17 protein-coding genes are annotated in these 19,641 nt (G+C 43.1%); 10 read left to right on the top strand and 7 right to left on the bottom strand.

Annotated elements, in window-relative coordinates; genetic code table 11:
* The first annotated feature begins 3 nt into the window (after positions 1 to 3).
* A complete protein-coding gene (locus tag BA79_RS08520) occupies positions 4 to 1,227 on the top strand; it encodes a C40 family peptidase (protein ID WP_035702253.1) in 1,224 nt (407 codons plus the stop codon).
* A gap of 56 nt (positions 1,228 to 1,283) precedes the next feature.
* Here BA79_RS08520 and BA79_RS08515 read toward each other — a convergent pair whose 3' ends face one another.
* Together BA79_RS08515 and BA79_RS08510 are read right to left on the bottom strand one after the other, a co-directional pair.
* The gene (locus BA79_RS08515; protein ID WP_186317853.1) at positions 1,284 to 2,165 is read right to left on the bottom strand and encodes a Cof-type HAD-IIB family hydrolase; all 882 of its coding nucleotides are present in this window, start codon (positions 2,163 to 2,165) and stop codon (positions 1,284 to 1,286) included.
* Between the two features lie 196 nt (positions 2,166 to 2,361).
* Positions 2,362 to 3,327, bottom strand: coding sequence for an LCP family protein (locus BA79_RS08510; RefSeq protein ID WP_017360001.1), 966 nt, complete (start codon positions 3,325 to 3,327; stop codon positions 2,362 to 2,364).
* Positions 3,328 to 3,597: 270 nt separating this feature from the next.
* Here BA79_RS08510 and BA79_RS08505 point away from each other — a divergent pair, with 270 nt between their 5' ends.
* Positions 3,598 to 4,962 carry a sugar porter family MFS transporter gene (locus BA79_RS08505; RefSeq protein WP_136944595.1) on the top strand — a complete coding sequence of 455 codons (1,365 nt, stop codon included), beginning with the start codon at positions 3,598 to 3,600 and terminating at the stop codon, positions 4,960 to 4,962.
* Positions 4,963 to 5,098: 136 nt separating this feature from the next.
* Positions 5,099 to 6,496, top strand: a complete 1,398-nt coding sequence (locus BA79_RS08500; RefSeq protein ID WP_035702248.1) for a bifunctional glycosyltransferase family 2 protein/class I SAM-dependent methyltransferase — start codon at positions 5,099 to 5,101, stop codon at positions 6,494 to 6,496.
* Between the two features lie 204 nt (positions 6,497 to 6,700).
* Here BA79_RS08500 and BA79_RS08495 read toward each other — a convergent pair whose 3' ends face one another.
* The 5 genes from BA79_RS08495 to kduI form a co-directional block, all read right to left on the bottom strand.
* Positions 6,701 to 7,846 (bottom strand): Ger(x)C family spore germination protein, encoded by a 1,146-nt coding sequence (locus BA79_RS08495; RefSeq protein ID WP_035702245.1) that lies wholly within the window; start codon positions 7,844 to 7,846, stop codon positions 6,701 to 6,703.
* Positions 7,843 to 8,943, bottom strand: coding sequence for a GerAB/ArcD/ProY family transporter (locus BA79_RS08490; protein WP_007499883.1), 1,101 nt, complete (start codon positions 8,941 to 8,943; stop codon positions 7,843 to 7,845). Before BA79_RS08490 ends, BA79_RS08495 begins: the two co-directional genes overlap by 4 nt.
* 3 nt (positions 8,944 to 8,946) lie before the next feature.
* Positions 8,947 to 10,413: a spore germination protein gene (locus tag BA79_RS08485; RefSeq protein ID WP_035702242.1), complete on the bottom strand. Its 1,467-nt coding sequence runs from the start codon at positions 10,411 to 10,413 to the stop codon at positions 8,947 to 8,949.
* 104 nt (positions 10,414 to 10,517) lie between these two features.
* A complete protein-coding gene (gene kduD, locus BA79_RS08480) occupies positions 10,518 to 11,291 on the bottom strand; it encodes a 2-dehydro-3-deoxy-D-gluconate 5-dehydrogenase KduD (protein ID WP_007499885.1) in 774 nt (257 codons plus the stop codon).
* Positions 11,292 to 11,295: 4 nt separating this feature from the next.
* Positions 11,296 to 12,123 (bottom strand): 5-dehydro-4-deoxy-D-glucuronate isomerase, encoded by an 828-nt coding sequence (gene kduI, locus BA79_RS08475; protein WP_017368169.1) that lies wholly within the window; start codon positions 12,121 to 12,123, stop codon positions 11,296 to 11,298.
* Positions 12,124 to 12,380: 257 nt separating this feature from the next.
* Here kduI and BA79_RS08470 point away from each other — a divergent pair, with 257 nt between their 5' ends.
* The 7 genes from BA79_RS08470 to BA79_RS08440 all read left to right on the top strand — a co-directional run bounded on the left by BA79_RS08470 (position 12,381) and on the right by BA79_RS08440 (position 19,565).
* Entirely contained in the window at positions 12,381 to 13,391 is a 1,011-nt protein-coding gene (locus BA79_RS08470) for a LacI family DNA-binding transcriptional regulator (protein WP_025208097.1), read from the top strand.
* Positions 13,392 to 13,477: 86 nt separating this feature from the next.
* A complete protein-coding gene (locus BA79_RS08465; RefSeq protein WP_035702240.1) occupies positions 13,478 to 14,494 on the top strand; it encodes a sugar kinase in 1,017 nt (338 codons plus the stop codon).
* Positions 14,466 to 15,074 carry a bifunctional 4-hydroxy-2-oxoglutarate aldolase/2-dehydro-3-deoxy-phosphogluconate aldolase gene (locus BA79_RS08460; protein ID WP_008343230.1) on the top strand — a complete coding sequence of 203 codons (609 nt, stop codon included), beginning with the start codon at positions 14,466 to 14,468 and terminating at the stop codon, positions 15,072 to 15,074. The genes BA79_RS08465 and BA79_RS08460 overlap by 29 nt, the downstream gene beginning before the upstream one ends.
* A 109-nt stretch (positions 15,075 to 15,183) precedes the next feature.
* Positions 15,184 to 15,639 carry a GNAT family N-acetyltransferase gene (locus tag BA79_RS08455; RefSeq protein WP_008343228.1) on the top strand — a complete coding sequence of 152 codons (456 nt, stop codon included), beginning with the start codon at positions 15,184 to 15,186 and terminating at the stop codon, positions 15,637 to 15,639.
* A gap of 70 nt (positions 15,640 to 15,709) precedes the next feature.
* Entirely contained in the window at positions 15,710 to 16,711 is a 1,002-nt protein-coding gene (locus tag BA79_RS08450; RefSeq protein WP_035702237.1) for a sugar-binding protein, read from the top strand.
* Positions 16,708 to 18,150, top strand: a complete 1,443-nt coding sequence (locus tag BA79_RS08445; protein ID WP_035389711.1) for a sensor histidine kinase — start codon at positions 16,708 to 16,710, stop codon at positions 18,148 to 18,150. The genes BA79_RS08450 and BA79_RS08445 overlap by 4 nt, the downstream gene beginning before the upstream one ends.
* Positions 18,144 to 19,565 carry a response regulator transcription factor gene (locus tag BA79_RS08440; protein ID WP_035702234.1) on the top strand — a complete coding sequence of 474 codons (1,422 nt, stop codon included), beginning with the start codon at positions 18,144 to 18,146 and terminating at the stop codon, positions 19,563 to 19,565. Before BA79_RS08445 ends, BA79_RS08440 begins: the two co-directional genes overlap by 7 nt.
* Positions 19,566 to 19,641 lie beyond the last annotated feature (76 nt).

Below are 19,641 nucleotides of genomic sequence, written 5' to 3'. Positions count from 1 at the left end.
AGGATGAAATGGAAAGGAATACTGCTTGGAGGATGTGCCATTGTAGGACTCATGTTTATGTCCCAAACAGAGGTGTCTGCTCAAACAACATCTCCTTTAAAACAAGCGGAAACGCTGATAGGCACGCCTTATCATAAAGGAGGAATCGATCCGAAAACGGGCTTTGATGCTTCTGGCTTTATACAATATGTATACAAAACAACAGGTGCATTTGATTTGCCGCGAAAGGTGATCGATCAATACCAAATCGGTGAAAATGTATCATGGGAAAAAGCAAAGCCCGGAGACCTTGTCTATTTTCGCAGTCTTGAAGAAACAAAAGACATCCCGACACACGTTGCTTTGTACGCTGGAAATGATCAAGTGATCCACATCACACTCAGTCAAGGGGTGGTGAAAACAGATGTCAGCAAAAGTAAATATTGGACCGATCGGTTCTATGCGGTCAAACGGCTGCCTGTCTCCCAAGAGATGTCGGATGATCAACTGGTGAAAGATGCGATGAAATATTTAGGAATCCCTTATGTATTCGGGGCATCAGATCCAAAAGTAGGATTCGATTGTTCAGGTTTTTTACAATATTTATTTGAAAAATCACTTGGGATTTATTTACCAAGAAGTGCTGAGCAGCAATGGATGGTTGGAGAGAAAGTAGCACGAGACGATATTCGCCCTGGAGACTTTGTTTTTTTTAGCAACACGTATAAAAAAGGAATTTCACATGTAGGCATGTACATCGGAGGAGACCGCTTTATTCATGCGAGCCGTTCGGAAAGTGTGACGATTTCTTATTTGTCTGAATCGTATTGGCGTGAGAAATGGACAGGTGCGAAACGATTAACTGAGCTGAAACTAGCGAAAGAAGACCCAGTCGTATCAAAAGCTGCCACGTATATTGGAGAAGTACCCTATGTAAAAGGTGGTGCGAGCCCAAAGCAAGGCTTTGATACAGCAGGATTCACGCAGTATATCTATCAAGAAGTGCTTGGAATGGAGATGCCTCGCTATGCGCAGGGACAAGTTAAAGCAGGTACACCTGTGAAACGATCGGAACTAAAGCCAGGAGATCTTGTCTTTTTTAAAGGGACTTCGTTGATGCCAGCCATTTATGCTGGTTCAAATCAAGTCATTCATGTGACGGTTTCAAATGGCGTTGTCATTACCAATATGAAAACAAGTACGTATTGGAAGGATAAATATGAGACGGCTGTTAGAATTAAAAAATAAAGAAAAAGCCCGATCAATGCTCAGATCGGACTTCTCGACTTCTCACTAGGCGCTGATCAGACAAGCGTCTTTTTTTCTTGAAATTGATTCTGCAAAAGCAGATCAATAAAATAGGCGACGCCATCTTCATGGTTGCCTTTTGTGATATAGGTGCTTTTTTCTTTAATGACATCCACCGCATTCCCCATCGCTATTCTGTGTCCTGCTTCATCGAACATGGATAGATCATTAGGGCTGTCACCGATCGCATAAATATTGGATCGGTCAACGCCATAATGGGCTGCAAGTTTCTTGAGGGCATGTCCTTTGCCTGACTCTTTTGGCAGTACCTCAATGATATGTTCTCCAGATGAGGTCAAGGAGAGCTCAGGCATCTTAGAAAGAAGATCTCGTGCTTCTTGCAGCTTATTCATATCAAATGAGAAGCATAGTAATTTATAAGTTGGTTCATTCGACTCAAAAATTTGACGGATGTCATCGACAGGTTTGATGCCAAACTGTTTAAATTGAGTCATCGCTCCTTCCCATAAATCAGCTACATCCTCGTTAGGATTGGCGCTTTTGATCATATCAAATTCAGCTTTGAGCTTATCTTTTCCATCAAATGGGGAAAGGAGGGCATCGTCTGTATAGACCTCGAAATAAATGTTCCGTTCCACTAATTCCTTTGCGGCACGTCTACCAGCTTCTTGATCAAGGGTGATTCTGCTGAAGAGCTTGTACCCTTCTGTATGGACAGTTCCTCCATTTGCCGCAATAATGGGAATGTCTAAATCCCCAAGAAGCTCTTTTACATCAAAAGTCGCGCGCCCTGTACAAATGGTCACAATATATCCAGCTTCCTTCGCACGAATCAATGCTTGCCGGTTTTGAGCGGATATTTCACTTTTCGTATTTAAGAGTGTACCGTCTAAATCAATCGCAATCATTTTTTTCATTGCTGTTATATCCTCCTTCATTCATGCAATAGCCTCTTCAAAGTATGTACGATTTCCTTCATTCTCATGAAAGAGTCGGATCGTGGATTCCTCTCTTTAAGGCTAAACAAAAATGGTCAATTGATCAAGGATATAAGAAAAAGGGCAAACACCTTTTTCAACACATAAAAAGCGCCCAAAAGGACGCTTTCTGTTTTTATGATAATTCAAGCTGTTTCTTCAATTCCGTTTTGACTTCGTTCAGTTGGTTTTGATCCAATTGGTAATAATAAACGCCATTTGGCTGGTAATCAGATCCTTTTAGTTGAATCGTATCAACAGATTTCAATGAAGTGAGTAGTGGGAAAAGACCGACTAGTTCTTTCATTGACAGGTTAGTTGAGACGTTATCACCTAGAGTATCTATGATATTGTCATAAGACGGAATGGACGTTACTGATTTTGATTTATCGAAAATGGCTTTTAAAACTTCCATTTGACGCTGTCCGCGCATGAGATCACTGTCTGCTTTTCTTGTTCTCACATAAGCGAGAGCTTGATTACCATCTAGTGTGTGAGTACCCGTTTGCAGCTGAACTTTGCCCTTTGTATCTTTAAGAATCTGTTTCACAACATATTCATCTTTAATGTTAACGGAAACACCGTTTAATTCGTTCACAATTTCCTTAAACGCTTTGAAATTACTTTCAATTACAAAGTCGACAGGGATATCTAGTAAATTCTCAACTGTACTCACCGTGAGGTCTGCATCACCAAATGCGTGTGCATGTGTGATTTTGTCATAACCATGACCTGGAATATTAACATATGAGTCCCTTGGAATACTTAATAATTTCACGGTTTTATTCGTACGATTTACTGTCGCTAATACCATTGCATCGCTTCGTGCTTGTTTGACGGTTTCGCCTGGTCTGCTGTCAATGCCAAGCAGCAAGACAGAAAAGCTGTCTTTCCCAGGATCAAATGCTTCAATCCGTTTGACAGATTGTGCACCGCGGTCTAGAGAGACTTGTGCTTTTTTCGCAGCCGATGTCACTTTATAGTAGGCATAGCCGGTGACAGAAGCGGTTGTCAGTAAAAGAATACCAAAAATAAAAAGAGTGACTTTCACCCATGGTTTTAAACGCTTTTTGCCTTTGCGTTTACTTCTTGTTTGATCCATATATTTAAACCCTCGCTATGATTTTATAGTAAAGATGTCCTTCTTCCTGCTTACAAACTAAAACAAATATACCTTAAAACGGGATATAGTGCGACATTTTTTTCACTAACGCTTAATTGACGTTTCCTTATCTAAAAAAGTTTCAATGATACGCAAATGAAATATATTTGTCATAAAACATCGAAATGTTTGAAATGACAGGAAGTGAGGAAAATGATTTTTCATAGAGAAACATCTAGTCATTACATAGATAAAAGAGGGGTTATGATCATGAAAAATCGGAATGGGTGGCTTTATTTCTTCGGCGCACTTGGCGGCGCCTTATATGGTTACGATACAGGTGTCATTTCTGGCGCTATCTTATTTATGAAAGAGGATTTGGGTTTAAATGCATTTACAGAGGGACTTGTGGTCAGCTCGATTTTAATCGGGGCGATGCTCGGGTCTTCTCTTTCTGGAAAACTGACAGATCAATTCGGACGGAAAAAAGCGATAATCGCCGCAGCCATTTTATTTATTTTCGGTGGATTTGGAACAGCCCTTGCGCCGAATACGGAGGTTATGGTTTTATTCCGAATCGTGCTAGGACTTGCTGTCGGATGCTCGACGACGATTGTTCCATTGTATTTATCTGAACTTGCGCCAAAGGAATCAAGAGGGGCACTTTCCTCATTAAACCAACTCATGATCACATTTGGTATTCTTCTTGCCTATATTGTGAACTACGTTTTAGCAGATGCAGAGGCATGGCGTCTGATGCTTGGAATTGCCGTTGTTCCTTCTGTGCTCTTGTTATGTGGTATTTTGTTTATGCCAGAAAGTCCTCGCTGGCTGTTTGTCCAAGGACAGGCGGACCGGGCGAAAGAAATATTGTCAAAACTTAGACAAAGTAAGCAAGAAGTTGAAGACGAGATTGCGGATATTCAAAAAGCAGAAAGTGAAGAAAAGGGCGGTCTTAAGGAATTACTCGAACCATGGGTGCGCCCGGCTTTAATTGCTGGTGTCGGTTTAGCCTTTTTACAGCAGTTTATTGGGACAAATACGATCATTTATTATGCACCAAAAACATTCACAAGTGTCGGCTTTGGCGATTCAGCAGCCATTTTAGGAACTGTAGGAATTGGTGCAGTCAATGTTGTCATGACGTTTGTTGCGATTAAAATCATTGATCGTGTCGGGCGGAAAGCGTTACTCCTATTTGGAAATGTAGGGATGGTTCTTAGTTTGATAGTTCTAGCAGTGGTCAATCGTTTTTTCGAGGGATCAACAGCTGCAGGGTGGACGACGATTATATGTTTAGGACTTTTCATCGTCATTTTTGCTGTCAGCTGGGGCCCGGTCGTATGGGTGATGCTGCCGGAGCTGTTCCCAGTACATGTCCGGGGAATCGGTACGGGGGTATCGACCTTCCTACTGCATACAGGGAATTTGATCATCTCGCTCACATTCCCAGCCTTGTTAAGTGCAATTGGCATCAGTAACCTTTTCCTTATTTATGCAGCCATCGGCATAGGTGCCTTCTTATTTGTGAAATATTTAGTCACAGAAACGAAAGGGAAAAGTCTTGAAGAGATTGAAGAAGATTTAAAAAAGAGAAACCGTGCCGTCGTGAATGACGAAGGGGAAACGGTATGAAAAAAGACCAGCTGCATGAGGCCGCTGGTCTTCCTTTGTTAAACAAACGTTTAATCAAGAAAGGACAATCACTCATCTTCTGAACGTGCTGCCTATGACATACATATGGAACAGGCGGGCGAAAGGTGGAAATGAGATGAAAGGAAAAACGAGCATTGTGATGCTGACGTACAATGAACTGCACCTAACGAAAAAATGTATCGACAGTATCAAGAAGCATACTCGGCGTGATGAATATGAACTCATTATCGTGGATAATGCTTCATCAGACGGAACAAAGGAATATGTGAGACAACTGGAAGATGTCGTGTTGATCGACAACGAGAAGAATCAAGGTTTTGCCAAGGGCTGTAACCAAGGGGCGAAAAAAGCAACAGGAGATAGTCTTCTTTTTTTAAATAACGACACGATTGTGACCGAAAACTGGCTTTTGCCTTTAAGAGAAGCCCTTTTTGCATCAGATCGTATTGGCATGGTAGGCCCTGTCTCCAATTATGTAAGTGGTCCTCAGCTCGTTCAGCCATCTTACACAGATGTGAAGGAGCTTCCTGCCTTTGCAAAGGCATATACGGCTTCGAGAAAAGGTCAAAGAACATATGTGCACAGACTTGTTGGTTTTTGTTTGCTGGTCAAAAGAGAGCTGATCGAGGATGTAGGGTTATTTGATGAGCGGTTTGTATATGGATCATTTGAGGATGATGACCTTTGTCTGCGCTCATTGCTGAAGGGGTACCAGCTTCAAATCGTCCATGATTCTTTTGTGCATCATCATGGTCATGCTACCTTCAATGCCAATGAAGAAACGAACATCTCTACGTTGTTTGCGGAGAACAGGCTTCGTTTTTTAGATAAATGGGGCATTGATTTAAATCTGATAACGCCCCATCCATATTTTGCAGCACTGCTCCCTGAGGATGCCGGATGTGTGCTGGATGTTGGCTGCGGTGCTGGGGCGACAGGGCTTGAACTGATCAACCGGCAGTCCGTTGACATGTACGGAGTAGAGGCGGATGCATTAAAAGCAGAGATGGCAAAGGCGTATTACAAAGAAGTAATTGAGACAAAAGCGGAGGCGTATCCTTGGTCAGAGAAAGAAGCTTTTTTTGATGCTGTGATCTTTTCTGATGTGTTAGAGCATGTGGCAGATCCATGGAAGATGATTGCTCAAGCGCATGCGTCTTTAAAACCAGGTGGCGTGATTATTTGCTGCTTACCTAATATGATGCATGCGGAAGTACTGCTGCCTTTAATGGCAGGCGATTTTACGTATCAAGATGTGGGGATTTTAGATCGAACACATATGAGATTTTTCACACCAAATACAATGCGGGCGCTCTTTCCAGACCATTTGTTTCATCGCGTGATTGAACAGCCCATCAATGTGCCAATTGATCAAAACGTTCAATTGTTTTTTGACGAAGTGGCGAGAGTAGGAGAGTCACTTGGCTTTCAAACAAAAGCATTATCTGATCAAGTGACGCTCTATCAGCTTTTGATCGTTGCACGTAAAAAAGGCGGTTCCCCCTCCGGGTAATCCGCCTCAGCGTGTAGGCAAACCCTCGCATTCTTTGTCAGTCCTCTGCGCCAGTGCTCGCGAATCCTTCATTCGCTCTGCTCCGGTACTCGTCCTTCCTAGACTGCAAAGGTTTTCTATCACGCTGAAAAGAAGAAAAAGGGCTAAAGCAAAGTTCATTTTAGCCCTTTGTCAACCATCTAAGGCGGTCATCCGCCTTTTGTGCTACCATTTAAAGCTTTTCGTTGCGCCTTCTGCACCAAAATTCAAAATGCTGACTTTTACGTCATATGCAATGTCTACTTCTTGAAATAGTGTATCCCATTCGTTGCGGTGCTGATCCCAAAAGTCTGGATACTTGATGCGCACCTGCCGATTTAAAAGGATCGGGTCAACACCAACTTCTTTTTGCATGTGGTGGACAGCTTTTTGAATGCGCTCTTTGATTTTGCGTTCAAAAATGCGCTCAAATCGTTTGATGTATTGCTCATCGTATGAGTTTTCAGGGGGATATTGATCTTCTGATAGTTTCCCGTTTGTTTGTACACTAATTTTAAAGGAAATCTTTCCGTTCTTCAGATAGGGTTCAATCTTGGACTTTGCTTTCTTGATTTCATACGTAATCGGAAAGCCTTTGTAGGTGGCGGGTACGACTCCGCCTGAGATGCGATTCATGACCCAGTTTAAAGATTGGACATCCTTTGCTGGTATGAATCCTATCAGTTTTCGCGTTTTCCCATGGATAATGCCTGCACCATCATAGGTGAGTTCTCCGTTTACGACATCCACACTTTGGACAAGAAAGCTTGTACCCATCTGAAAGTAATCCGACGCTCGGCCAATACGTGTTGGCAGTAAAATCTTCCCGTTAAAGCTCCGGTTTTTTGATGTTTCAAAAATATGCTCGACTGGAACCCTCTGTTGTGATTTTAATTTTTGATTGATGACTTTTGAAGCCTCATGGCGTGACACTAAGAGGTAGCTGCTTCTTCGAACCTCATCATCTCGTATAAAGTGGTTGAGTGTCCCTTGAATATCATGATGTTCAGCTTGATCTTTGCCAAACAAAAAGATTTTAAGGTGATCACTGTAAATCGGCGGGTCCTTCAAAGCGACATTGCTGACTGCTTCCAGTACATTTTTCCCCTTTGAGACGACATTCACATAGCCAGGGGAATCTGCTTCTTGTGTTCCGCCCATTTTAGGGACAAGGTTTTGATAGGTGAGTTTGACTCCGTTATCATCTTCCTCGTCAATGCCAACACCGCGCACAAACGATAATTTCTCAATATCTTTTAAGTCCCAGCAACCTGTCGATAAAAGCAAAAGACAGCAAGACAGAAAGATGAGCAATAAACGCCTCCCTTTCATGCAGATCGACCTCCCCATTTTTTACGTATCATGAGCAGAATAGCTGTTATAAAAGGAATCGCCAAAACAGCGAATAATGCATAGCCGAGTAAAGTCGAGTAGTAAAAGACTTCATTGATATTTCTCGGAAAAAGAGAGAGAGCTGAGGTCAGCAAAAACAGCAACCATAGCAGTCTCGTTAAATTGGTTGTCTTAAACACCGTTTGACATCCTTTAATCGCAAATTGGAAAAAGCCAAGCATACAAATAAACTGCTGGCACGTCCAGATCGTCAGTAAGAAAATATCAAAGCGTTCAATGAAGACCCCTTCTAGTTCTAGCGCTTGAATGAGTGAGACAGTGGGCCAGGTGAGTGATTTCGTTTCTCCAACCGTCATGGAACCAATCACAATAAAGAGCGTGAGGGAGTAAATAAGTGTGGTGATCCCTACACCGATCGCTGCGGCCCATTTCGCTTTTGACCATTTGTCTTTATAGATAAGCGGTACGACAAACAAAATGACTTCAAAGCCTGTAAATTGAATAAATGTTTGAGAGAACAAATTACTAAAATCTTTAAACCCGTGAGCCATTACCGGGCGTAAGTAATCAAAATCAAATATTTTCAAACTAAACAGCATGAGCCCAATGTAAATGATCATGGTCATCGGATAAATATATGTCACCATTTTCACTACCGGAAAAATGCCGCTTTTTAAATGATAGATCGCCACCAGTAAAAAAATCATCACAATCACTGTCATCGGGGTCGATTGCAACAGGAAAAATTGAACCACTTCCCCCAGTACACGCGCCTCAAAGCCAACAATGGCTAGTAAATAACCGATCAGCATTAGGTTAAAGATCGTACCAAAGAAGGCACCGGCTCCTTTTGTATTCGATTCAAAAATGGTATCCGGTGCATTCTTCTCCGCAATCCAACCTAGCAAAAAAGCAACGAAAGCAAAGATGACTCCCTGTATTAATACAATGATCCAGCCATCAGGGAATCCTGAATTGGCAGAACTGCGAGGAATGGTTAAAATTCCAGCGCCTATCATTGTAGAACTGCACAGAATGGTGACTTGTAACAATGATAGCTTCTCAGCTCTGTACATCGTTTACTCTCCTTGTCTTTTGAGATTTTTTGTCTTGGCTGTTTTCGGTCTTGATTTAAATAGCCCTATTGGTAAACGAACGTACGTATCTTTTAAATCTGAAAACGGTGAAGACAAAACAGGTGTGAAATAGTCAAAACCAAAGGTCTTCAGCTGCATCAAGTGACAAAGTACAAATAAATAACACATGATGAGGCCGTATAATCCAAACATGGCTGAACTGAAGATCGCCATAAACCGCAGAATGCGTAAGGGGAAGCTGAAATCATATGATGGAGCAGTGAAATCGGCTAGTGCCGTCAGAGACACAATAATGACCATTAAGGCACTGACGATATTGGCTTGGACAGCCGCCTGTCCAATAATGACGCCGCCAATCAGTCCAATCGTCTGCCCGATCGCCCTAGGAAGACGAAGTCCAGCTTCCCGCAGCAGTTCAATCGTAAACGACATCAAAATGGCTTCCACTACAGGAGGAAAGGGCACATTTTGCCGGCTGCCTGCGATGGTCAGTGCCATTCGTGTTGGTAATAAACCAGGATGATAGGAAACAAGGGCGATATAGAGTCCCGGTAAAAAGATCGTCAAAAGCACGGCAATATAACGGAGCAAACGCAAAAGAGTCGCACTTGTCCATCTTTGATAATAATCCTCCGGTGATTGCATCAAGGCAGTGAGTGTCATCGGCATAATGAGGGCAAATGGCGTCCCATCGAGCAAAATAGACACCTTTCCTTCGAGCACAGAGGCAATCACCCGATCAGGACGTTCTGTATTTTGAATCTGCGGGAAAATAGAGATATGACTGTCTTCAATCAGCTGTTCTATGTAGCCGCTCTCAGGAATATCATCCATTTTGATTTGCTTCATACGAGAGAATACATCATCTACTAGTTTGGGGTCTGCGATATCACGAACATACACAAGAGCAGCAGATTTCTTGTTACGAGTACCTATGTTCACCTTTTGAATGACAAGATTCGGATCGTTTGCTCTTTCACGAAGCAATGCCGTGTTTTTTTCAAGATTTTCAATAAATCCAATCCGGGGTCCTCTTACAAGGACTTCTGATTGCGGCTCCTCTACTTCTCTAAATTGAAAAAGATTCGTATGGAGCGCAAGCGCTTGAGTGGCCCTATCCACAAATAAAATAGCCCTGCCGCTGTATAACTGCTCGATGGCAAGGTTCATATCTTCCAGCACATCATTTTGAATGCCAAAGAACGTTTTAGAAAGGGAAGAAAGTGTGGTGTGGTCGACCTCGGTAATGGTCAGTTCCTTTTGCATAGGTGAAATGATTTGTTTGGAAAGCATCTCAAATTCTGTGAGTCCTTCAACGTACACGAGACATGCAGAGACAGCGGAAGGACCAAATGAAAAAGAGTGGAACACGATATCATCACTTTTGCCGGCAAAGCTTTTGACACGCTGAATGACGGACTCTATATCTTGTTCAATACGACTTTTCATAATACCTCACCCTCATGTCTTTTTTTATAGAGTGACTCGAAAGGAGAAGAATTATGCAAATAGAAAAAAGAGAATCCCCTAAAATAGGAATTCTCTTCACATGTTTATCTCGCCAGCCAGCCGCCATCTACGGCTAAAATATGACCGTTCATATAATCAGAGGCAGGGGAGCTGAGAAAGACGGCGGCACCTGCTAGATCTTCAGGCCGTCCCCAGCGTCCAGCGGGGATTCGTTTCAGAATCTCTTCATTCCGGTTCGCATCGTCACGAATGGCTTGCGTGTTATTGGTTGCAATATAACCAGGCGCGATCGCATTGACCTGAATATGCTGACTTGCCCATTCATTTGCAAAAGCTTTCGTCAAACCTGCGACAGCATGCTTACTTGCTGTATAAGCGGGAACAAAGACACCACCTTGAAATGATAGAAGGGAAGCGATATTGACAATTTTCCCTTGCCCTTTTTTCAGCATCTGCTGTCCGACCTTTTGCGTGAGGAAAAAGAGACTGTTGATATTCACATCCATCACAGTATGCCAGTTTTCCTCTGAATATTGAGCGGCCTCTTCTCTTTTAATGGTCCCAGCATTATTGATTAAAATATCAATTGAATGCTGCTTTAAAAGGGCATCAACATCCCGCTTTGCGGACTTAGGGTCTGAAAAGTCTACTTGAATCGCATGAAATGATCTGCCGGTCTGTTCGACAAGTTCTTTTGTTTCATCAAGCGGCGTATGGTGGTAGGTGCCGATGATATCTGCACCTGAACGGGCAAGCGCTACGGCAATCCCTTGCCCAATACCAGTTCCAGGACCTGTGACAAGAGCTGTTTTGCCTTCGAGGGAAAAGAGGGACGCTACATATGATGTCGTCGTCATCTCATTACCTCAGCTGGTCCATCGGGACAAAGTCCATATCTTTAAACGTATAGTTTTCTCCCGCCATTGCCCAAATAAATGAATAATTTGCGGTACCTGAGCCTGAATGAATGGACCAGGCAGGTGAGATGACGGCTTCTTCATTTGCCACAACGAGATGTCTCGTTTCAGATGGCTCCCCCATAAAATGAAAGACACGTGCGTCTTCCTCTATATCAAGATATAAGTACACTTCCATCCGCCGGTCATGTATATGAGCAGGCATCGTGTTCCATGTGTTATTGGTTTCAAGCTGAGTGATGCCCATCATAAGCTGGCAGCTTTGGATGCCGTCTGCATGAATGACCTGATACAGATTCCGTACGTTCGAGGCGGATGCTTCCCCTAAATGATTCGGTGTTAATTCAGCAATCGCAGCCTTTTGTGTCGGATACGCTCTATGAGCTGTGGCTGACACAAGATAAAATTTGGCCTGCTCACCTGATGAACTAGCAAACTGTACATGTTCGTGTCCAAGTCCAATATATAAGAAATCTTTATGCTCCAGCACAAATGACTCACCATCGACTGTAACCGTACCTTGGCCGCCGACATTCACAATGCCAATTTCCCGTCTTTCAAGGAAATATTCTGTACGTAAAAAGTCGCCGGCATCTAGCTTGATCGGTTCTGATGTCGGCATAACACCGCCAATCACCACACGGTCCTCATGCGAATAATACAGCTTCAATTCACCACTGACAAAAAGTGTCGGAATATGAAAATGACGACGAAGTTCCTCTGTTGTAAAACGCTTGACCTGCTCAGGATGTACAGCATAACGATTTTCCATTTGAGATAAGCCTCCCTTTCCATCTGAAACATATGATTGTTTTATTTGGTATCGGTTTCAAGGAAAATTCTAGAGGAAAAAGAGGGCGGCGTCAACCGTTAATTTGAAATCGCTTTCTTTAATTGTATAAAAGCTTTTTTTCTTCATGTTCATGAAAAAAATCTTCTGATACAGCTCAACTTGTGGTATGATTTTTTTAAGTTTATTTGAAATCGGTTTCGAAACAAATGAGAAGATCGATCTTGGGAGTTTTTTGTATGAAAGAGAAAAAGCAAACGAAAGTCACCATTAACGAAGTTGCAGCATATGCAGGTGTCTCAAAATCAACGGTATCCAGATACATCAATGGCAGAACAAATGAAATTTCTCCTGAAAAGGTAAAAAAGATTAAAAAAGCCATTGAGGAGCTCCATTATCGTCCGAGTCAGCTTGCCCAAGGATTGAAAGTAAGAAAGAGCAAGGTCATTGGTTTTATTGTGGCTGATATTACGAATCCATTCTCTGTTGCGACACTTCGTGGTGTGGAAGAGATTTGTGATGAATATGGATACAGCATCATGGTGTGCAACACAGATAATCGTCCAGAAAAAGAACGAGAAATGCTTCTGAAGCTGAATGCGCATTATATTGAAGGGCTGATCATTAATACGACGGGTCAAAACAATGACATTTTGCAAGACTTTAAGCAAAACGGTGTACCGATTGTTCTTGTTGACCGTAAGTTACCTGAACTCAAGGTCGATACCGTCACAACGAATAACCGTGACATCACGGCTCGTCTACTTCATCAAATGATTCAAAAAGGCTACGAGCATATCGCTTTCTTTACTGAGCCGGTCGATGGGATTAGTCCTCGTGAAGAACGAAAAGAAGCCTATGAACAGACGGCCATGAGTCAACATAAGACACCCATGATTGCAGAAATCAATTTGAAGCAAAAGGAACAAATGCGAGATGAGATTTGTCGTTTTTTACAATCAAACCATCAGAAAAAAGCGATTTTAGCAGGCAATGGATTACTCATGCTGAAGCTCATCAGTGAACTCGTCGATCTTGGGGTGAAGATTCCTGAGGAGATAGGCATTGCCGGATTTGATGATACAGAATGGTATAAGCTGATCGGGCCAGGCATCACTACGGTGGCGCAGCCATCTCATGAGATGGGGAGAGCGGCGATGCAAAAAATCAAGACGCGTCTTGAAGGGGATAAGAGTGCACCCCAGACCATTCAACTTGATGGAGAAATCATTGTGAGAAAATCTTTATAAACGTCAGGCAGAGAAGAGTATACATACGTGCATGCTCTCTCTTTTTCAACTGTTTTGAAACCGGTACCAAGAAAGGGGAGAAATCAGTGAAAGCATTGGATGTGATCACATTTGGGGAATCAATGGCGATGTTTTATGCAAAAGAAATTGGCGAGCTTCACCAAGTGCATACGTTTCAAAAAGCACTTGCTGGTGCAGAGAGTAATGTTGCGGTCGGCTTGGCAAGATTAGGCTTTAGCGTAGGCTGGATGAGCAAGGTCGGGACGGACTCACTTGGCACATTTATTTTAGAAGAGCTTCAAAAAGAAGGGGTCGATACGAAGGCAGTGCTTCGTTCAAATGATGGGGCTAAAACAGGGATATTGCTGAAATCAAAAGTCATCGATGGAGACCCTGATGTGACGTACTACCGAAAAGGCTCTGCTGCGAGCACATTGAACCCAAGCGACTTCCCGTCCACTTATTTTCAGCAGGCAGGACATCTTCATATGACCGGAATCCCGCCTGCTGTGTCTAGTGAAATGAGAGCGTTTTCTTTTCATGCCCTTAAAGAAATGAAGAAAGCAGGAAAAACCATTTCCTTTGATCCGAACCTTAGACTTCAACTATGGGAAGAGGAAGAAGACATGATTCATACGGTGAACCAGATGGCTGCTCAAGTAGATTGGTTTTTCCCAGGGCTTGCAGAAGGTCAAAGACTCACAGGATGTCATGAGCCGGAAGCGATTGCGGATGTTTATTTACAAAAAGGTGTCAAGCTTGTGGTCATTAAACTGGGAGCAGAAGGAGCCTATTTCAAAAGTGCATCCGGCCAAGGTGTAGTGGCTGGTTTTCATGTGTCTCATGTCGTGGATACAGTCGGAGCTGGTGATGGATTTGCAGTGGGAGTGATGAGCGGTCTGCTGGACGGATTATCATATGAAAAATCGGTGACAAGAGGCAATGCCATTGGAGCACTTGCAGTCATGTCCCCAGGAGATCACGAGGGACTGCCGACTCGGGAAGAGCTTCAGGCATTTATAAAAGAAGCCAAACGATATCAAAGGCGACACGATATGAAGGGAGATGAGAGGTATGGGAAAGTCAGCAAGTATGAGCGTTAAAGAGAAGCTCGCAGCTTGTAAACTCATTGCGGTGGTCAGAGCAGGTAGTGAAGCAGAGGGGATAGAGATGATTGGTCGTTTAAAGAAAAAAGGGGTGCGGGCCATCGAAGTGACATATACCACGCCCAAAGCAGAGCGGATCATTGCATCTTACCAGCATGACCACGACTTGATTGTCGGAGCCGGAACGATTACAACACTTGAGCAGGCACAATCAGCCATTGAAGCCGGCTCTCAATTTATCGTCAGCCCGGGATATCTTCCTATTATCGGAGAGCACCTATCTTTTCACGATACACTTTACGTGCCAGGTGTTTTGACCCCGAGTGAAATTATGCAGGCAAAAGCAAATGGATACAGCGTGTTAAAGCTTTTTCCGAGCGGCTCCTTCGGTTTGTCCTATATGAAAAATTTGCAAGGTCCGTTTCCAGAGATTGAGTTCATCCCAACAGGAGGCATTCATCCAGTCGATGTGCCAAAGTGGCTTGAAGCAGGAGCCGTGGCAGTAGGTGTCGGCAGCCAGCTTGAAAGCAGTACAGCAGAAGAATTACAGGCTGTTCTTTCTTCCACAATCTTGTAGTTCACATAAACAACCGGCGGATGACTGCCGGTTGTTTGTTCGTTTATCTGACAAAAAAGCTCAGAAGACGCATCTTTTCACGTAAAATGAGCATAAAGGAGAGGTCGATATGTACATTCAACAAGATGAACTAAAAGATGGTCAAATTGAGCAATTGATTCAAGCTCATGTAGAAGAGATGAAAAAACATTCACCGCCAGAAAGCATTCATGCCCTTCCGTTAGACGATCTGAAAAAACAAGACGTCACAGTATGGAGTGCAAGGGATGGAGAGGCGCTTCTTGGCTGCGGAGCCATCAAGGAGCTATCAAGTGAACATGGTGAACTCAAATCGATGAGGACGGCAGCAGCCCATATGCGAAAAGGCGTGGCGAAGCATCTGTTGACTCACCTTCTCCAAGAGGCGAAGCGGCGGGGGTATAAAAGAGTCAGCCTTGAAACAGGTGCGATTGCTTTCTTTGAACCGGCAAGAAAATTATATGAAAGCTTTGGATTTCAATATTGTCCGCCTTTTGGTTCATACCAAGAAGATCCAAACAGTTTATTTATGACAAAGGAATTATAGAGGTCGAGAGAGTATGCTTTTATAAGCAGCTCTTTTTTTATGAGGCAACAATGGAAGGAGGGGAATGTGAATGAAATGGTCGAAGTTGTTCGGAATGGGCGCATTTCTCACATTTTGTGTTATATCTGTTCTTTTTTTATCTGTATTAGGTCAAGATTTAGTTAAAATTGAAAGCGCTTCCGATGAGGCGGTATCAACTTATCGATATCACTTTGTTCTTGTACCGGAGGAACTTGATAATGAATATTGGCAATTGGTGCAAAAGGGAGCTGCTGATGCGGCGGAAGTTCATCGGGTGTATCTTGAATACCTAGGTCCAAAGCAGGCTGATTTGGATGATCACCTGAAAACCATTGATATGGCGATTGCTGGTCATGTGGACGGCATTATGACACAAGGGCTTGATGCAAAGAGATACAAACCGCTCTTTCAAAAAGCAAGAGAGAAAGGTATAGATGTCGTCACAGTCGATACCGATGCAGAGGGGAGCAAGCGTCAAGTGTATGTCGGAACAGATAACTATTATTCTGGCTTTATCGCCGGACAGGCACTCATCGCCGATACAAAAGGTGAACAGTATGTGGGCATTGTGACGGGACGGCTTGATGCGATTCACCAGAAGCTTCGCGTGAAGGGGTTTCGAGATGCCGTCTCTGGTGAGAAACGCATTCATATTGCTGGAATAGAAGAGTCGGCGATTACGAAATCAGGTGCTTCCGGTGCTGCGTATAAATTGTTAAATGATCATACGCAGCTCACCGCATTTTATGGAACAAGTGCATTAGACGGTGTCGGCATTATTCAAGCAACAGAGCAATATCATTCGTCTAAAGATGTTTATGTGCTCGCATTTGATACTCTGCCTGATACGATTCAAGCTCTGGATGATGGGGAAATTGATGCAGTGGTTGTACAGCACCCTTATGAAATGGGCTATCAAGCGGTTGAATCTCTTGTTCGTTTGCAACAAGGGGATAAACAAGAACCGCTGCAGTACACAGGGACGAGTGTGATTCGGCGAGGAGACCTGCCCCTTCATCAAACGGAAAGACCACAGGGGGTTCAGCCATGAAGAGAATTCGAAGTAAGTTATTATTGGCTTTTTTAATTCTTGTGCTCCTTGGCAATGTGGCCGCTTTTTTTGTGTATTGGAGCAGTTCAAAAATCACATCAGAATATAGCAAGAGCTTTCGTTCCTTTCTCCTGCTGAATGATATTTCGACAGAGGCAAAAACGATGTATGAAAAGGTCAACGCCTTTGCCATCGAAAAGGATCAGGCGTTTGCCAAGGGCTATGCTGAATCAAAACAGAAAATGACATCATATGACCAAGCATTACTCAAAGATGCAGGGCTTCATGCCGCCATCCCCTCCATTGAAAAATATCAATATATGATGCGGACGCTCATAAACGAAAGTGATGCGACAATGAATCATGTCAAAAAAGGGAAAATCAAAGAATATGCTGCAGGTGTGAAGGAAGTAAGAACCGTGTCCTCTTATATCCAAGAACAGACAATGACTCTTTTGGATGATGAATTATCTGAGTATCAAGTACTCTACCAATCCCTTCAAAAAAGACATCAAACGTATGCGCTTTTTACTCTATGTCTGTTTACATTATCGATAGGCATCGCTTTATGGATGGCCTATATCATTGCGGGTGGAATTTCAAGACCGATCGTTCATCTGTCTCGAAGTGCCAAAGAAGTATCAGAAGGAAATTTTGATGGTCCGAATTTGCATGTGTCATCAAAGGACGAAATCTCTGTGTTAAATCATGCCTTTGAGCGAATGCGGCGAGAGATGAAGGTCATGATTGAAGAGATGAAACAAAAGGCCGCTTTAGATCAGAAAATTAAAGACATGAAGCTGAAAACACTACAAAACCAAATGAATCCACATTTTTTATTTAATACATTAAACATCGTTTCACGTATGGCGTACTTAGAATCAGCTGATGCGACATCGAGATTGATACAATCCGTTTCTACGCTGATGCGGTATTCGCTATCTCCTCTCAGCGCATCTGTTACGTTAGAACAAGAAGTGAAAGTGGTAAAAGAATATTTTCATATACAAGAAACAAGATTTTCCGATCGTATTACATGCAAAACGACCATAGATGAGTCGTGTCTATCTGTTCACATTCCGAGCCTTACATTGCAGCCGCTTGTCGAAAATGCCTTTATTCATGGGGTAGAACCAAAAGAGGAGGGTGGGCTTGTAGAGCTCTCTATTGATCGAGATGATGGCTTTGTCATGATTCGGATTCGGGATAATGGACTTGGCATCAGTGATCAAGAGAAAAAGAGATTGCTATCGCAAGAGGAAGAAGATCTTTCAGACACACGTAGTAAAGGTCACTCGACAGGAATTGGACTTCGAAATGTGATGTCGAGGCTGCGTTTGTTTTACGGAGTGCAGGATGCCCTTCAAATTGATTCAAAGCCAAACGAAGGGACCACTATTCAATTGACAATACCAATCAAGGAGGAACGAGCATGCTGAACGTGCTGATTGTGGATGATGAAAAAATTGAACGAATGGCGATGCGTAAGTTCATGACCGAATGGCTGCCAGACTGTCATATTGCAGGGGAAGCTGCGAATGGAAAAAAGGCGGTGGAATTGGCGCGGTCTAAGCCAATTGACCTTGTGCTCATGGATATTCAAATGCCAGGCATGGATGGACTCACAGCGATCAAACAGATCAAAGCAAGCTGTCCTCATACTAAATTTATTATGCTGACAGCCTACGATACGTTTGATTATGCCAAGCAAGCCATGCAGGAAGGGGTCAAACAATACCTTGTCAAACCAGCTGATAAAGACGAAACCATTACAGCGATTCGTTCTGTTGCGGCAGAAATTCAGCAGGAGGTCTCCCTGCGGCAGGCGGAGAAAGTCAATCAGCAGTCAAAATGGCTGGAAGCTCATGTGTTAAACGGTCAATCTTATTCCTCCACAGCGTTTGAGCGGCTGTTTCATGATTTTCAAGCAGGTCTAGTGATCGCTGTTCAGCGGACAGGTGGGGATCAACTCCTGAATCATTTGCAGGAGTCTGCTCTTTTTCAAGCAGTGCCTATCAAAGTGAGCGGTGAGCTGTTTACATGCTTGATTTACAGCCGTCAATCACCTGGTCATCTAAAGGCGAATGTACTGCAAGCCATTCGCGCTGCTATGACAAGCGAACGGCATTCCCCTGTCATTGTTGGCATGGGTCATCCTGTCTCAAATCCACTTCAACTTCAGAAAAGTGCGGCAGAAGCGAAGCTTTCCTATTATCAGCGAAAAAAAGATGACGGTGCGGTTCGTTATGGCTTTTACTATACAGATAGACAACCTTACGTATTGATCAACTTGCCTGAGCTTGCCGATGACATGATGCTGGCACTAGAAGAAGGGAGAAGAGATGATGCTCTTGCTTACTATGATGCCTTCCAATTAGAAGGGGCAACCATTTCTCATGTGAAAGAGCTGCTCATTTTACTCAAATCACGACTTCGTGCAGATGTGCCGATTCTAGCTATCACTACAGAAACAGGATGCCGCCAATGCTGTGAACATTTATTTGATCTGTATGAAGCAAGAACCCAGACGGTGAATGATATAGAACGGGCGAAACGATACATTCAAACACATTTTTGCGAACATATCACGCTGGAGCAAACGGCCGCCTATGTTGATTTAAGCCCGACGTATTTCACCAAACGCTTTAAGGATGAGACAGGTCTGACGTTTAAAGAATATGTGACGACCTGTAGGATGGATAAAATGAAGAAGCTACTGAAAGAGAGTTCGCTTAGTTTAAAAGAAATCACCTATCAAGCAGGATATACTGATCCGAATTACGTCAGTCGTGTGTTTAAAAAAATGGTTGGCTGTTCACCGAAGGAATATCGAAAACAGGTCGTAAAAAAATGAAGAATTTCATAAAAAAGTGAAGAAGTTTGCCTGAAAAAAGGCAAGGATCTGCCAGTATACTTATTTTGATAACGCT

Origin of the sequence: Bacillus altitudinis 41KF2b, assembly GCF_000691145.1 — a bacterium.
Lineage (GTDB): Bacteria > Bacillota > Bacilli > Bacillales > Bacillaceae > Bacillus > Bacillus altitudinis.
Note: the sequence above shows the minus strand (reverse complement) of the source record. Positions and strands in the feature narration are given on the sequence as shown.

Excerpts from the sequence above, each read along its gene's own strand:
- BA79_RS08520 (WP_035702253.1), top strand. The coding sequence starts at position 4 with ATGAAATGGAAAGGAATACTGCTTGGAGGATGTGCCATTGTAGGACTC.
- BA79_RS08515 (WP_186317853.1), bottom strand. The coding sequence starts at position 2,165 with ATGAAAAAAATGATTGCGATTGATTTAGACGGTACACTCTTAAATACG.
- BA79_RS08510 (WP_017360001.1), bottom strand. The coding sequence starts at position 3,327 with ATGGATCAAACAAGAAGTAAACGCAAAGGCAAAAAGCGTTTAAAACCA.
- BA79_RS08505 (WP_136944595.1), top strand. The coding sequence starts at position 3,598 with ATGAAAAATCGGAATGGGTGGCTTTATTTCTTCGGCGCACTTGGCGGC.
- BA79_RS08500 (WP_035702248.1), top strand. The coding sequence starts at position 5,099 with ATGAAAGGAAAAACGAGCATTGTGATGCTGACGTACAATGAACTGCAC.
- BA79_RS08495 (WP_035702245.1), bottom strand. The coding sequence starts at position 7,846 with ATGAAAGGGAGGCGTTTATTGCTCATCTTTCTGTCTTGCTGTCTTTTG.
- BA79_RS08490 (WP_007499883.1), bottom strand. The coding sequence starts at position 8,943 with ATGTACAGAGCTGAGAAGCTATCATTGTTACAAGTCACCATTCTGTGC.
- BA79_RS08485 (WP_035702242.1), bottom strand. The coding sequence starts at position 10,413 with ATGAAAAGTCGTATTGAACAAGATATAGAGTCCGTCATTCAGCGTGTC.
- kduD (WP_007499885.1), bottom strand. The coding sequence starts at position 11,291 with ATGACGACGACATCATATGTAGCGTCCCTCTTTTCCCTCGAAGGCAAA.
- kduI (WP_017368169.1), bottom strand. The coding sequence starts at position 12,123 with ATGGAAAATCGTTATGCTGTACATCCTGAGCAGGTCAAGCGTTTTACA.
- BA79_RS08470 (WP_025208097.1), top strand. The coding sequence starts at position 12,381 with ATGAAAGAGAAAAAGCAAACGAAAGTCACCATTAACGAAGTTGCAGCA.
- BA79_RS08460 (WP_008343230.1), top strand. The coding sequence starts at position 14,466 with ATGGGAAAGTCAGCAAGTATGAGCGTTAAAGAGAAGCTCGCAGCTTGT.
- BA79_RS08455 (WP_008343228.1), top strand. The coding sequence starts at position 15,184 with ATGTACATTCAACAAGATGAACTAAAAGATGGTCAAATTGAGCAATTG.
- BA79_RS08450 (WP_035702237.1), top strand. The coding sequence starts at position 15,710 with ATGAAATGGTCGAAGTTGTTCGGAATGGGCGCATTTCTCACATTTTGT.
- BA79_RS08445 (WP_035389711.1), top strand. The coding sequence starts at position 16,708 with ATGAAGAGAATTCGAAGTAAGTTATTATTGGCTTTTTTAATTCTTGTG.
- BA79_RS08440 (WP_035702234.1), top strand. The coding sequence starts at position 18,144 with ATGCTGAACGTGCTGATTGTGGATGATGAAAAAATTGAACGAATGGCG.